Below are 14,118 nucleotides of genomic sequence, written 5' to 3'. Positions count from 1 at the left end.
GACGCATGAGCGAAGCCCTCATGTTCGACCACACCAACAACCAATCAACCACGACCAGCATGCCCCAATGACCAAAACCGAAAAAACTACATGACCAAAACCAAAACACCGACTTGACAAAATACACTTCGCTGATGCGGTCGAGCCATGCCCCAACAAGCCGCGCGGACTGCTCTGCATCACCGAGATACACCTCCGATTCGGGCTGACGCAGGAATCCCAGCAGGCGGTCGATGGAGTCCTCAGATTCGCCTTCGACGAGCATGTCGAGCAGCCGCAGCCTGCGCACTTCCCCGCTGTGCAACATGCAGTAGCATTTCGCCGCGTCCACAAGATGCTCCTCGCGCAACAGCCGCTCATATGCGGGATTGTCGTCTCTCGACATGCAGGCGCCGTGCCTGTACGTGGCCCAGCGTTCGATCAGCGCGACGTCGTCGGCCCAATGACTTCCGGAGAGCGCACGCAGACGCGGCACGTACCGCGCGTCTGCGTCATCGCGCGCGCCGAGAATATACATCGCGTACAGGAGGCGCAGTCCCTCAACGTCGTGGAGGTGCTCGTAGGCCGCTTCGAGAACGGTGAGCCAGCCGTGCGGCAGATCTTCCAGCCGCTCGACGTCTGCCACACTCATCGACCGCCGGCGCGCGCGATGCTTATGGCGCTTCTTCTGCTCTTTGCTGAGCGAGGCGATCGACTCCTGCCAGGAATGCCGACCATCCCTATTCATGCGCATATACGCGGCGAGATCGGGCAGTCCATACAGCCGCTCAAGCAGCATGCGCACGGCGCGCCATTCGTCTTCGCTAAGGCGGACGTCCGGGCGATGCCCAGAATTATGCCAGTACCACCAAAGCTCATGCGAAGCCTCCTGCGGGAACGCCGTGGTGCGCTGCTCGATGCGCGCCGCCTCTGCCATGGTCAGCAGCACCGCGCCTACATGTTTGCAATAGGTGCGCCGCTGACCGTCGGGGCAGCTGCAGCCGGCTGAGACGACGCGGCTGTGCAGCATGCGCACATCGACGCTATACGGCACCGACCCTTCCACCCGCGCATGCCACAGCCCCTCCGCGATGTTCGCGAGGTCGCGCACGCGGCCGGCGTTGGCGTATCGCCGTGCGCGGGCGAGTACCTGTGATTCAAACAGCTTTTCGACGTCGCGCTGCGACAGTGCCGGGTAGGTGGGGCGCGGTGGGTCTTCGTGCTCTGTTTGCTGTGCTTGCTCTGTTTTGCCTGTTTGCTCTGCGTAGCCGCCTGCGCCCACTTCCGGAATCCCCTGTTGGGGCACGTCCCCCGCCATCCCCGCCATAACGACCTCCTCCTCGATGTCTCTGAGTGCAGTATCGCAGAAAAGGTGGCCGAGGGCAATGCGTGTGAGTGCTAATGCGGCTGAGGAGGAGCATTTTCCAAGGCAGGGACATGTATCAACGGCTTAACGCCAAGGATGCTACTCAGTGCCACCCCAGAAAATGCTCCCGCCCAGCCGAGATACACAGGAATGAGCGGTGATGGGCGGTCGCCTGCCGACATCGCGTACAATGCAACAGGGATTATCGCTGGCACAAATAATAGTCGAGCGCCTTACGGCATCCAATTGCCGCTACACCACGCCTTTATACTTTTTTATACTTTTTATATTCTTTATACTTCCAGGAGGAGGTATCTGACGGCGAACCCGTTCACCCCTGACGCGCGCCGGTAGTCACGCTACAGCAGCAGATCGTCGTGCGTGTTCACCGAGAGGAACGTGACACACCCCGCCCCGTCCCTCGTGAAGTGCAGACGGTACTGGGCGTGCACATTGCACCGGTAGATGGTGTTGCCGTGCTCATCCTTGCGCCCGGGATTGTCACCGCCCCTGCCCGTGCGCAGCTGGTGGTGCCGCAGCCCGTTGACGAACTCAAGTAATTCAAACGGGTCATTGATGTTTTTCCGTCATATGCATTTGCCATGTTGGCCCCTTCGCCGCCCACTCCCCAGTAATGGCTTTCAGCAAAGCAGCGCGAAATGGGAAGCATGGGGGCGGGGCAGGAATGGGCGGGGCCCGGTGGCAGGGACGCCATGCCCGCCACTCCACCGCCTTTCACGCAATCGCGGTGGTGATTCTTCTGTGTTTCACCATGTTCCACGTGGAACTTTCCGCTCGCCGGCTTGTTGACGCGACGGCCCTCGACCTGACGTGCCGCGTCGGCCGGGCGACGACGCGGAACATGACGAGATATTACGTTAGATTGTTTTACAAGACGAAAGGGGGACAACGAATGACCACTATCGTTGATGCAGCTGATTATATCTTGAATAAATATGGCACACCAGCTATCTAGAATCGTCACGATAGGCACGCTCATCGCCGCCTGCACGTTGGCATCGGCATGCGGGAGCACAATAGGCGCCGCAGATGAAGACAGGTCGGTGCGGCAGCCAGCGCCAAGCATCGCCCCATACACCAGCTCAGTCGACAAGGATGGCGACGGCGTCGACGACCAAAGCGACATTCTGCAGAACGCGCGCGCCTACATCGCCACAAAACCGGCATACAAAAGCGAGTATTACGCGACCGGCTACCCGAACGACGGGTACGGCGTGTGCACCGACGTCGTAGGCGCAGCCCTGCGTGGAGCAGGATATGATCTGATGACGCTCGTGCATGAAGACATACTCGCCCACCCTGAGCGTTATGAGGTCGACACTCCTGATGCCAACATCGACTTCCGTCGTGTCCCCGTACTCAACGCGTACTTCGCCGCGCATGCGATCAATCTCACGACAGACACCACAGACGTGGGCGCATGGCAGGGCGGAGACATCGTCGTCTATAGCAATCACATCGGCATTGCCTCCGACACGCGCAACCCAAACGGATTGCCCTTGCTCATCCACCACGTGAGCGCGAAACAGAAGCAGTATGAAGAGGATGTGCTCGGCACGTTTCCACAGGAGCTGGTCGGGCACTACCGGATCAGTTGAGCGCGGAGGCGGGATGGAGCAGCTGCTTCATTGCGCTTCTGCTTCCGTTTTGCATACGTCGCAAAAGAACAAGGTCACATGGTCAGCTATCTGTCTCACCGATGGCCGCCGACGCACGTGAGTCGGCATATCTGCAGTAGCGGGCACGCACCGCGAAGTATGCGGGGTAGAGCGTGGAAAGAAGCGCCGCGAAAAAGTACACATAGGATTCGATTCGCCCGACACTCCAAAACTGTTCCGAAACCAATGGGCGACCATGGATCCAATCAGGCAGTACGCACAGCACAACCGCGGATAGTCCCACAATCAGCGCGGAAGTGACGACGATAGTGGTGCGGCGGGAGTCGGCGGATTCGCGCGCATCGAGGCAGGCGAGCAGAAGACGGTAGATGGAATAGGCGAAGACGACCCAGAGCAGGATCGACCCGAGGCAGAAGACGAGCGAACGCGCGTACTCCCCCGGAGTGGCGGGGCACGGATCCATGAATGAGCAGCCCGGCGGGATATCGGGGGCGTTGTCGGTGACTGCCCACCACATGAAAAACGCCAGGAGAAGAACCACCGGAACGTCGAGCAGGAAGATGACGCCAAGCACCCACGTGATCCAAGCGGGAGGCTGGCGGAAACGGCGCGTGGACGCCGTTTTTGGGTTTGGAGATGATTGATGGGGCAATGCTTCTCCTTGGATTGGAGGTTGGTTTGTGTTCAAGTGTAGGTTGGGAGCAAGAAGGGTGGGGAAAGACAGGATTCCTGTAACGCTTGTACCGTTATCTCGCATTGGCTTCCTTTCCCCATCAAAGACGCCAAGAAACCAGCGTAATCTCATATACCGCACACGTCATAACACAGCCTAAACAACTAACTCTGCAGGCATAGCCGATCATTCCCGCCATGCGCAATCGGGATTACTCGGACTATCCCTCAAACATCACCCAATTCCCACGACCAAATGCTGACGATAAATTCAGGCGGAAAAGGGAAACCATTTAGAATCGACCGAAAGGCACACTGACGGAAGGGACTGTTATGGCAGACAGCGTCGATTTTGAAGTAGCACTGCGGAACGCCGTCCAGCTCCCACTTGTCCGCGTGGAAAGGGAACCATTTCTGCGCTCGCAACTACAGCGGCATTTTCCGAAACAAGTAGTGGATCAAGCAATCGCCGAATCGCCTGCAGCTGCTGGAATCAATGTAGATCAACTCAATAGCATTGCATATGATTCCATCAATTACGAAACCAGTAAGGTTACAGCGCTTTCATTCGCGGCGGGGTTGCCAGGTGGAATCGCTATGGCCGGCACAATTCCCGCGGACCTCACACAGCAGATGGCCCATATACTGCGAATCATGCAGAAACTGGCATACCTCTATGGATGGCCAAGTCTGATGGACGAAGAGAACAGCGCTATTGACGATGGAATGGTGAACAATCTCATCATCTTCGCAGGCATCATGTTTGGCGTGGAAGGCGCAAGCAACGCGATTCATCGCGTTGCAGCGCAACTTGCACTCAATGTTGCCAAAAAGCTACCGCAGCAAGCACTGACCAAAGGAATCGTTTATCCTGTGGTCAAGAAGATTGCGCTCACTCTTGGCGTACACATGACGAAGCAGACATTCGCCAAAAGTGTATCGAAGGTCATACCAATCATCGGAGGCGTGGTCTCGGGTGGCCTCACCTTTGCCACGTACCGACCAATGGCATGCAAGCTGAAGGACCATCTTTCAGGACTGCCGACGGCGAGTGTGGAGTTCTATGAGCAGCAGCAAAAGGTCGCAGAAAGCAATGCCACCGAAGACGAGTACATTGATGTGAGCATCGTGGAGGAAGACGCGGTAGACGAAAAGTAACGTGCCTGCATCTTATAGAAGCGAGTCTCAACAAATTAGATATTCTTATCTCCCATTGGAAGGTAGATGTATGAAGAAGAAAGCAGTGTTCCCGATTGCCATTGCAGTGGTAGCGGGAATCGTGGCAGTGAGTTGTCTCATTGCTATCTTTATGCTGACTGTGCGCCAAAATTCAAAAACCGGTATTTCAGTTAAGAATACGCAAAATAGTAATTCAGCAATAGAAACAGCGACAAGCGAGAAAATTGCAAAGATAGGCAAGGAATGCAACGTAGACGTGCAACATACAGACTCCGGAAAAAATTACATCATCTTGTCAGCTAAGGGGTATAGAGATTCAGACGATGTTTCCGACGAGAAGACAGATCCCATCCACTGCGTGCTCAAGCATATTCCAGAAGAAGATTTAGTATCCAGTAACAATTGGGTGAACATCAACGAAGGCACTCTAACCGATGGCAGATACGTGTACGAATGGCACTGGTCACCTCCAAGTGATTGGCAAGCAGACAAGTACTTACAGTACAGTGTCCGTATTGTTCCCGAGTCGGAAGCATCGCAATATCCGTCCTTGCTGCCAAACAAATAAGCTTCTCTATCTTTTCACAGTACGAGCTGAGGGTGCATAACAGATGAAGATCGGCATCCTCAGCTCGTCTGGTTTAAAATGAAAAACAATACTCATGTGAAACTATTTGATTTCAAGTACCAGTTGGAAAGCATTCGATTTACGATTCGCGTTAAACGACCAAGAGGCTTTGTACGGTCCCCATTCTGCGCTCTGACGCCCATCCAAACCGGTTGTTTGCTCAATGTTGGAAAAAGTGGCGTCTGGCATAGAAGTCGCATCCGCGATACACTCCAAAGCCTCCAAGGAAGAGTATTGGGATTCCTCGATTGTGATAGATTTTTCGTCGTTTGACAGTTTAATTCTCGAAGAAGTGCTGGAGCACCGTTCATATACAGACGATAAGTTGCTTTCCTCCGGGAGCGCATTATTTGTAGTGCTTCCTGTCATATTAGCGAAAATGACTACGATAAGCGCCACTATTGCTGCTGTCACTGTGCCTAATGCAAATCCAAACCAAAAATCTCGCTTTTGGAAAAGTGGGTTGTGTGATGTTTGGGTCTGTAGAGGATTGGCCTGCTGTGGCACCTGATTAATTTTTCTCTGCACTTCAGCTGGATATGTACTGCTTTGATTTGCATTGTTTTGGGGGGCCAACTGACCCTTTTGGAACACCCACGCAGGGTAATACTGGGTAAGCCATTCATTCCATTGCTGATCAGAGATCGAGCCATCCTGATTGAACATGTTATGCGCACATAGATCAGCCACAATCTCCGACACACGGTTCTGCAGATATTGAACTCGCGGGTCGGCGACCTGCATCATGCTCATAATTTTCTGCTGAACGGCCACAGTCTGGTAAGAGGTGAGTTCGTCCATGAAATCTCTTTTCTCCACTCTTATCTCAATAAATTGTTCAAAAATTGTACAACAGCTCATTCAGAGTTGAGCATCCTTGTCATTGGCTTCATTCTGGAAGTCGGGCAAATGCTTCAGGAAAGCTTGCCGCAGATTCTCAGCGATCTCACTATTGGAGTTCAGCCAGCGCAAAACAGTGCTGATGTAGCTTTTCTTTGGTAAGCCAAACAGTTCGCCGATGTCTTTTACCGTATCTTTATCATTCAATACAGCAAGCACGGCGGCATATTCACCTGATTGCCCTATTTGTTGGTACTCTTCATCAATAGCTTCCCTAGTTGACTTAATGCCGTCAACGAGGTCTTGTATCTTTTTCTCCGTCACATCAGTATCTTCCGAGGCGAACATTGTGTGCAATTGTGCAGTGATTGTATCGCGAAATTGCTCTGCCGCCAATTTCTTGACGCGATTATTAAATCTTTTATTTATCACATAATCTTTTATTTTTCCCATAGGTGAAGATTCTGGGAGCATGTGTTCTATTACCACTTGCATAACATCCTCGAGAAGGAAGAGGTTTTCGATTTCAGCGACTTCGAGAACGTGAATACCATCTTTCTTCAACTCCTCTATTTGGTCAGGAGTGCGTCGGTCACGATCCACAATCCCATAAACATCATTACGATGGAGGCGATTATTCCTCCTGTATGCGCGTACTGCCTCAATCACCTGTCGGCAACCCTCGAGGGATTTGATTTGATATTCAGGGTATAGCAATGAATACAAAGAGTAATCGAGAGATGCCGATGACGGTCTACCCTCTACGAAGATGACAGGTTTTCTACTTCCCATGATTTCCATCTCAAGGGCAGAGGGCAGCTCCCCAACCTCCTCTATACGGTCAAATTGCCATTGTTGTCCGTCATATCCATGAACCCATATCTTGTCCGACTCTCGATGTGCTTCAGCGAACTCCAAATCATGGGTGATATAGATGAAAAGGCAATCTGGACGCTCTTTTTCAATGGCCGCCCAGAGTGGCTTGATAACCGAGAGATGCAGATGAAGTTCTGGTTCATCCACGACAACTATCTTATTTTCTGGCAAGCATATGGCTTGAGCAATAACATATAGCGCAGCCCTCTCACCATCGCTAAGTTCAGACCCATTGTATCCTTGAGTTCGGGTTTCCTCGGTCAGTTCTTTCCTTGAATCTATCGCGTAAATAGTATTCTCATGGATATAGATTTTTCGATGAGGAAAAATCGAAGAAAAAAGAGACTGTATTCGCACTTCGGGACGTGATTGAGCTTTATCTATTGTTGCCTGCTCAAGCTGTTTCTGAGAAGTATAAGTGACTTCTCTACTTATGGATCGGTTCGCCTCATTCTCTTTTGCGACCAATGCGGCAATAGATGGCTCAAAATTGGATACAGAGCTCGTTATGGTTCTATGCTGTGATATATCCGTGTCGTATTCATACAACCAAGAATGATCCGACTGCGCCTCATCCCGACCATACATCATTTGATTCACCGAAGCAGACTGCGAAGAAAGTTTGATCTTTCTGGGCAACGAGAGGTTGCGCAATGAAGAAATACGCTGTACTTTTTGGGGATACATGCGTTCTAGCCATTCACCGATGCGAGTTTTACCTGAGCCATTTGCTCCAATAAGCACAACAGAATTCACATCTGTTTCGTACTCCTCCCCTTTGGAGTCAACATCTTGACTGGGCAAGTAGTAATGATGATGCTGCGTCGAACCATTCACACACATAATTCTCTTCTCGCTCTTTTGCCTGTGATCACAGAATTAAACCGCTACCGATTTCAATGCATAACTGATTAGACGTTTTTCTTGGTTATTTCGAATGGGGTTCGACTAGACATATATGAGTCCCTTTCAGCCTGACCGTTTATACCAATTCATTTACTCGATTAAGAACGGCATCGACTTTTTCTACGATGAGGTGCTGCTCAGCAAGAGGTGGGACTGGAATCAGAAAGCGGCCTACCTTCTCAGCGCCAAGGTGCACGATGATATTGCCGGTAGCAGCTTGAGTACGTTGTTGACCTACAACAGGCGAGTGAAACGCAATCAGCATATAGACCCTGTCCATTGGAGTATCCGTGATAGCCAAGAGATCCCCACCAAAGGCAAGTGTTTCGTCAGTTTGATTGATGACAGCTCGGCCGATGTCAATGTCATTCTCACCAGTCAGAGTAATCACTAAATCATCTGGTCCCATCTTCTTCGCTGCATCAAATACATCTTGCATAACAAACGAATGGGCACTTGTTATCGCCGTATCGTAGGTCGTGTAAAGTTCACCATACCGTACGCAAGGCAGCCCCTCTTCACGGACCTCACTGCGCTTGATACCTGAACCACGAGTCAACGTTGCCAAGCTATTTAGTCGCGCCCAAGACCAAGAATCGGGGATATTGAAGGGGATTTCTTCGTCGATGCAGACGGGATCTGATTTGCCTCGACGTTCGAACCAGTGACCGGCATTATCACGATAGATGATTGATTCGCCACCTTTCACCGGCTTGGCTTTGCCTTCACGCACCAGTTGCGCACGCTGTTCACGGATTCCAGCAAGCAGAACTGAGGCAGGCTCGTCATCATCGGACTGCTCGGTCAGTTTACCTTCAACAGCTGCTTGCAGAATGGATTTACGCAGTTTTGCCGGCAGTTCCCTGTCGAACTGTTCACGCTGTTCCTGCGCCTTACCATATTCAGAGATATAAGGCACCAATTCTTCTTTTTTTTCAACAATGCGTTTCTGCTCTGCGATGGGAGCTACAGGAATCAACAATGAAGATGCATTCTGTATCGTCAAAGTATCAACTGTTGTACCCGCAGATAGCGAACGGATTTGATTCACAACCATTGCTGACTGCATAAGCAATTGCAGATACAAGGAATTAAATCCACAACGATTTTCAAAGCAAAGCACACTCGCATCCTTATAGTAGAAGCGATCATCTTGGCGCACAACATACGATGTGCCAATGGTTCCTACTCCCGTAACCATAAGATCACCTGGTTGGGGAACCCCAGATTGACTCAGCTTGTCATATAGTGCAGTATCAATAAATAGATTATCAGTAATCGGTTGCCCGTCGGACAATCTCACAATTTCTCGTGCACGATAAAAAGGTACGCCACTAGTTCTCCAATCCGACTTATGCACACGTCGAGCAGAAACCACATTAACAACCGTCCTCATTCGTGCCCAACACCACGAATCCGGAATATCGCATGGAATCTCCTCATCAATACAGGCGGCTTCGTCTTTGCCACGGCGCTCGAACCAGTGACCTGTACCATCACGCCAAATCACTGACTCACCTCCCTTGACGGGTTTTGCTTTCTTTTCACGCACCAACTGTGCACGCTGCTCACGAATGCTCGCAAGCAAATCAGCAGCCGTTCCTTCTTCCTCGCGTTGTTCAACAAGTTTGCCTTCAACGGCCATCTGCAGAATCGAGTCACGGAGATTCTTTGCGCTCATCATTCGGCATCAACTCCAATGCCCAGCAATTCACAGATTGCAGCCAGCTTCTCATCGATTTCGCGGTCGAGGCTTGCGCGTTGGCTCTTGTAATCCGCAATCAGCTCGTCCGGAGGCAAGATCTCTTCCTCTTCATGTGGATATCCACACAAATCGAAATTGAAACCATTCGCTTCAAGCTCTTCAACCGAATACTTCTGTGCTTTCCATGCGCCGTTAACGTCCGGGTCAGGAATGGCCTCACGATTGTCCCACCATTCGTCGATGACTTCCATGTGCTTCGGCAACAATGGCTTCGTCTTGGAGAAATGCTTGTACCCTTCGGGCTTATCGAACCGATAGAACCAGGTCTCCTGAGTGCTCTGCGTCTTGTCGAAGAACAGAATGTTCGTGGTAATCGACGTGTAGGGCGCGAATACCGACTCAGGCAGGCGGATAATCGTATGCAGGTTGCATTCACGAATCAGCTTCTTCTTGATGGCAAGCTTCGCGCCATCGTTACCAAACAAGAAGCCATCGGGCAGCACCACAGCGGCTCGGCCATTCTGACGCAGGCGCCCTAGAATCATGGCCATGAACAGGTCTGCAGTTTCTGAAGAACGCAAATCAGCAGGGAAAGCACGCTTATCTCCATCACTCGCTATGCCGCCATACGGCGGATTCATGACGATGCAATCCACCTGCAGTTCATCCTGACCGTCGTAGTCAGTAAAGTTCTTCTCCGTCAACGAATCACCAAAACGGATTCTCGGATAATCCACATCATTGAGCAGCAAATTCGTCACGCACAGCATGTACGGCAACGGTTTGAATTCGCCTCCGATGAGATTACGGTGAACCTTCTCCATCGCATCAACCTGATTTCCTTGGAAGTGCGAAACCATCTTTTCCAAATGCCTCAACGCATCCACCAAGAACCCACCAGTGCCACAAGCATAGTCAGCCACCACATCACCAATCTGCGGGTTCACGTGACGCACCGCGAACTGAGTAATGGCACGTGGTGTATAGAATTCACCCGCACGGCCAGCCGACTGCAGAGACTTCAGCAGCGTCTCATACATGTTGTTGAACTCATGAGTCTGCTCAACATCGGAAAGGTCGACCGTGCTAATGAGATTCACCACGTTCCGCAATGCGATGCCATTGGCTGCATAGTTGTGGCTCCTCGTCATGAATTTACGCACCAATGCAGCACGGTCACTGTCGTTGTCGAAGGGAATCACAGTAGCGCCATCATCCGTGGTAATAGGTTCGCCACGCAACACGGGGAAGAGCTTGTTATTGACAAAATCAATAAGCTCTTCTCCGGTGGTTTGATCCTTCTCCGCATCTGGATTAGCCCAGTCACGCCAACGGTACCCTTTAGGAATCACTGGCTCATAATCAATGAGCAGCTCACCATCCATCTCTGACTCATCGAATACCTTGAGGAACAGCAACCACACAATCTGACTCAAACGCTGTGCAGTGCCGTCAATGCCTGAATCAGTGCGCATAATGTCTTCAAGCTGTTTAATCATCCCAGACAGCGTCATTGGGGATTGCCCTCCTGCTTCACCGTGACTTCCACACCATCCTCATAGAACGAACGTTCGAGAGCCGCAAGCGTATCAAGGAACTGAGACCGGCTACCGAACTGCTTCACCGCACTTCGTGGGCTGAAACCAGCTTCTGAGAACTGCTGCATATCGAGCGCTTTAATAGCATCATCACCATGCAGATTCTCAATTCCCGAAACTGCATACAAATCCGTGAACAACCGCAGAATCGCTCGCTGCTGATCATTGAACTTGCTTTGGGCGATGAATGCTTCCGCCGAGGTTCCATGTGCACGTTCCTCGCGATTGGCCGGTGGAGTGACATGGAATCCGAAATCACAGATGATGTCATACATATCTACTGGATACCCATATCGGTCGCGGAACGATTGCTCCCAGTCGCCAACGGGCATCAGCTCTTTCGTCAATGCCTCCCGATCCGCACTGTTCACCCAGTCAGCGGTAAATGCTTCCAGAGTGGAGTACCGCTCGCGAATATGCTCACCCATAGCGGCTTCCAGCGGTGTATCCGTGGGCTTACCATGTTCATCAAGCCACTGTTCCACCTCATCGGTAATCTCCACATCCACTCCGCTTACACGCGCAATGCGGTGAACCGGACCTTTTTTGCCGCCGTCTTCTGGGCCCTCGTCAATGGACCCGTTCTCTCCACCGGTCGGAGTCGTGCCTGGGCCCTCAACAGTCACACTCACCGGCACGCCATCGAATTCGGGATCTTGGAACTTCTCATAATTGCTGCGGAAATCTATGATTGTGAAATATTCCTTCGATTCCTTACGGCCATTGACGGTATAGCTCTTCTTCACACGGGTACCACGGCCGATGATTTGCTTGAACTCAGTCATCGAACCAATGGAACGGTCAAGCACAATCACCTTGCATGTTTTCGCATCTACTCCGGTGGACATCAGGCGGCTCGTCACCGCAATCACCGGATAAGCGGATCCGACCGCAGTGAATTCTTCAAGCCTAGCCGTGTTATTTTTTTCACCGGCCACAATTGTGGTTACATACCGCTCATCTTCCGCGCACAAATCCTGGTTCTGTTCTCGCAACGCCTGAGTCATTGCATAAGCGTGCTGTATATTCTCGCAGAACACGATGGTCTTCGCATACCTCATATCATGCTCTACGAGGTAATTCGTCACATACTCGGCAATAGTGCGATGACGATCAGTCACGGCTACTTTGGTGTCATAATCACGTTGGGTCAGCTCCTCGTCATCTTCCAGATCATCAATGATCGGCCGCCCATTCTCATCTCTCACATTTTCGTCAGGGATCCAACCCTCGTCGATGTTGATCTTTGGAATCGCAATACGGAATGGGGCCAAGAAACCATCTTCAATGCCCTGTTTCAACGAGTAGGTGTAAATCGGCTCGCCAAAGTATGCGATATTGCTGCGATTCGGATCAGCATCATCCTTCGGGGTCGCGGTCATGCCAATCTGCGTGGCATCTGAGAAGTAGTCGAGGATCTCGTGCCAGCTCGAGTCCTGATTCGCGGAACTGCGGTGACACTCATCTACAATCACCAAATCGAAGAAATCGCGCGGGAACTTCTTATAGTGGTACTCAATCTGGCCATCATGAGTCGTAATGAGCTGCTGATACGTACTCAGATAAATGGGATGAGCAATGTCAAACCGGGAATTGTCGAACTTCGTCATGTTCTCGCCGAATGGAGCAAAATCCTGATTCATCGTCTGGTCGATCAGTGAATTACGGTCAGCCAAGAACAGCACACGTTTCTTGAGACCGCTTTTCCACAGACGCCATATAATCTGGAATGCCTCATACGTCTTGCCGGTTCCAGTAGCACAGACCACCAGCATCTTCTTGCATCCACGCAGCACCGCTTCAATCACCTTATTGATGATGATGCGCTGATAGTAGCGTGGTTTCTTATCACCATCGGAATAGTAGGGGTATAGGTAGGGCTGCACGATGCCTTTCGGCATATCCACTTCGAGCTGAAAGCGCTCCCAAAGCTCATCACGTGAGGGAAAATCAGGCATTTTCATCCTACGAGTTGCGCCGGTCAGCAAGTCATACTCAATCAGATCGTCACCGTTCGTTGCATAGGCGAATGGCACATCCAGGTCTTTCGCGTAATCCATGGCCTGCTGCATCCCCACATCCGCAGACAACCCACATCGTTTTGCCTCCACGATTGCGAGAGGATGGTCTTTCGTGTAGCACAGCAGATAATCAGCTTTACGGCCATCGCCTCGATGGGTGTGACCCGTGCTGTCCACGAGAATCTTACCAACTGCAAACTCCATATCGATCTCAGCGATGTTCCACCGGCTCTGAATTACCGGAGTGATAAAACGCAGTTTCGTGTTCTCTTCATTGAGCGCACTATCAGCTGCAGTCGGACGTAGGAACGCGGATGCATGCGAACTCTGTACCATATAAATATCCCCTTCGTTATGCGCCGTCGTTACTCACATTTATAGCATCTTTGTCTAATCCCGACAAAAGGAGCGAACCACAAATATTTTCAATGCTTACCTGCAGGATTACCTCGCAGCCAGCGGAGGAGGTTTAATACCTTTCCCGCATTCCACTCTGGCAACATGAAAGCATTGCTGGAATCTTCCCATAGAATGCATTCCCGCTGAGCGGGGGCTTTTTCTCTGCCACCCTCACGTACCGCCATGATGGCTGCAAGGCCGATACTCGGCGTTTCCTCAGATTAAGCCCGCTCAGCAGAAATACATTCCGCATGGCTCTGCAAAGGCGCAAGTGAGGAGCAGAATGCCCAGCAATCCCGATTTCGAAAG

10 protein-coding genes are annotated in these 14,118 nt (G+C 51.3%); 3 read left to right on the top strand and 7 right to left on the bottom strand.

Features of this window, described 5'->3' with window-relative positions:
* Window positions 1–1,306 (bottom strand): SWIM zinc finger family protein (locus PG2093B_RS00140; RefSeq protein WP_129896613.1); only part of this gene is annotated, 1,306 nt, incomplete at its 3' end.
* Window positions 1,307–2,301: 995 nt separating this feature from the next.
* On the opposite strand from PG2093B_RS00140, the gene PG2093B_RS00135 reads away from it, so the two are divergent.
* Window positions 2,302–2,964 carry a DUF1287 domain-containing protein gene (locus PG2093B_RS00135; protein WP_129896612.1) on the top strand — a complete coding sequence of 221 codons (663 nt, stop codon included), beginning with the start codon at window positions 2,302–2,304 and terminating at the stop codon, window positions 2,962–2,964.
* Between the two features lie 82 nt (window positions 2,965–3,046).
* On the opposite strand, the gene PG2093B_RS00130 is transcribed toward PG2093B_RS00135, so the two are convergent.
* On the bottom strand, window positions 3,047–3,637 hold the full coding sequence (locus PG2093B_RS00130; protein ID WP_129896611.1) for a hypothetical protein: 591 nt from the start codon (window positions 3,635–3,637) through the stop codon (window positions 3,047–3,049).
* Window positions 3,638–3,990: 353 nt separating this feature from the next.
* On the opposite strand from PG2093B_RS00130, the gene PG2093B_RS00125 reads away from it, so the two are divergent.
* Together PG2093B_RS00125 and PG2093B_RS00120 are read left to right on the top strand one after the other, a co-directional pair.
* On the top strand, window positions 3,991–4,815 hold the full coding sequence (locus tag PG2093B_RS00125) for a hypothetical protein (protein ID WP_129896610.1): 825 nt from the start codon (window positions 3,991–3,993) through the stop codon (window positions 4,813–4,815).
* Between the two features lie 70 nt (window positions 4,816–4,885).
* Complete coding sequence (locus tag PG2093B_RS00120; protein ID WP_129896609.1) at window positions 4,886–5,404, top strand: hypothetical protein; 519 nt, start codon at window positions 4,886–4,888, stop codon at window positions 5,402–5,404.
* A 102-nt stretch (window positions 5,405–5,506) separates the two neighbouring features.
* On the opposite strand, the gene PG2093B_RS00115 is transcribed toward PG2093B_RS00120, so the two are convergent.
* The 5 genes from PG2093B_RS00115 to hsdR form a co-directional block, all read right to left on the bottom strand.
* On the bottom strand, window positions 5,507–6,265 hold the full coding sequence (locus PG2093B_RS00115; RefSeq protein WP_129896608.1) for a hypothetical protein: 759 nt from the start codon (window positions 6,263–6,265) through the stop codon (window positions 5,507–5,509).
* A 60-nt stretch (window positions 6,266–6,325) separates the two neighbouring features.
* Window positions 6,326–8,017 carry a DUF4435 domain-containing protein gene (locus PG2093B_RS00110; protein ID WP_165369652.1) on the bottom strand — a complete coding sequence of 564 codons (1,692 nt, stop codon included), beginning with the start codon at window positions 8,015–8,017 and terminating at the stop codon, window positions 6,326–6,328.
* A gap of 145 nt (window positions 8,018–8,162) precedes the next feature.
* A complete protein-coding gene (locus PG2093B_RS00105) occupies window positions 8,163–9,770 on the bottom strand; it encodes a hypothetical protein (protein ID WP_129896606.1) in 1,608 nt (535 codons plus the stop codon).
* Complete coding sequence (locus tag PG2093B_RS00100; RefSeq protein ID WP_129896605.1) at window positions 9,767–11,305, bottom strand: HsdM family class I SAM-dependent methyltransferase; 1,539 nt, start codon at window positions 11,303–11,305, stop codon at window positions 9,767–9,769. The genes PG2093B_RS00105 and PG2093B_RS00100 overlap by 4 nt, the downstream gene beginning before the upstream one ends.
* Window positions 11,302–13,746: an EcoAI/FtnUII family type I restriction enzme subunit R gene (gene hsdR, locus PG2093B_RS00095; RefSeq protein WP_129896604.1), complete on the bottom strand. Its 2,445-nt coding sequence runs from the start codon at window positions 13,744–13,746 to the stop codon at window positions 11,302–11,304. Before hsdR ends, PG2093B_RS00100 begins: the two co-directional genes overlap by 4 nt.
* Window positions 13,747–14,118: the final 372 nt, after the last annotated feature.

The organism is Bifidobacterium pseudolongum subsp. globosum (genome assembly GCF_004155535.1).
GTDB classification, from domain to species: Bacteria; Actinomycetota; Actinomycetes; order Actinomycetales; family Bifidobacteriaceae; genus Bifidobacterium; species Bifidobacterium pseudolongum_C.
Note: the sequence above shows the minus strand (reverse complement) of the source record. Positions and strands in the feature narration are given on the sequence as shown.

What these genes read in the sequence shown, in the direction of transcription:
- PG2093B_RS00135 (WP_129896612.1), top strand. Translation starts at nt 2,302, where the DNA reads ATGGCACACCAGCTATCTAGAATCGTCACGATAGGCACGCTCATCGCC.
- PG2093B_RS00125 (WP_129896610.1), top strand. Translation starts at nt 3,991, where the DNA reads ATGGCAGACAGCGTCGATTTTGAAGTAGCACTGCGGAACGCCGTCCAG.
- PG2093B_RS00120 (WP_129896609.1), top strand. Translation starts at nt 4,886, where the DNA reads ATGAAGAAGAAAGCAGTGTTCCCGATTGCCATTGCAGTGGTAGCGGGA.
- PG2093B_RS00115 (WP_129896608.1), bottom strand. Translation starts at nt 6,265, where the DNA reads ATGGACGAACTCACCTCTTACCAGACTGTGGCCGTTCAGCAGAAAATT.
- PG2093B_RS00105 (WP_129896606.1), bottom strand. Translation starts at nt 9,770, where the DNA reads ATGATGAGCGCAAAGAATCTCCGTGACTCGATTCTGCAGATGGCCGTT.
- PG2093B_RS00100 (WP_129896605.1), bottom strand. Translation starts at nt 11,305, where the DNA reads ATGACGCTGTCTGGGATGATTAAACAGCTTGAAGACATTATGCGCACT.
- hsdR (WP_129896604.1), bottom strand. Translation starts at nt 13,746, where the DNA reads ATGGTACAGAGTTCGCATGCATCCGCGTTCCTACGTCCGACTGCAGCT.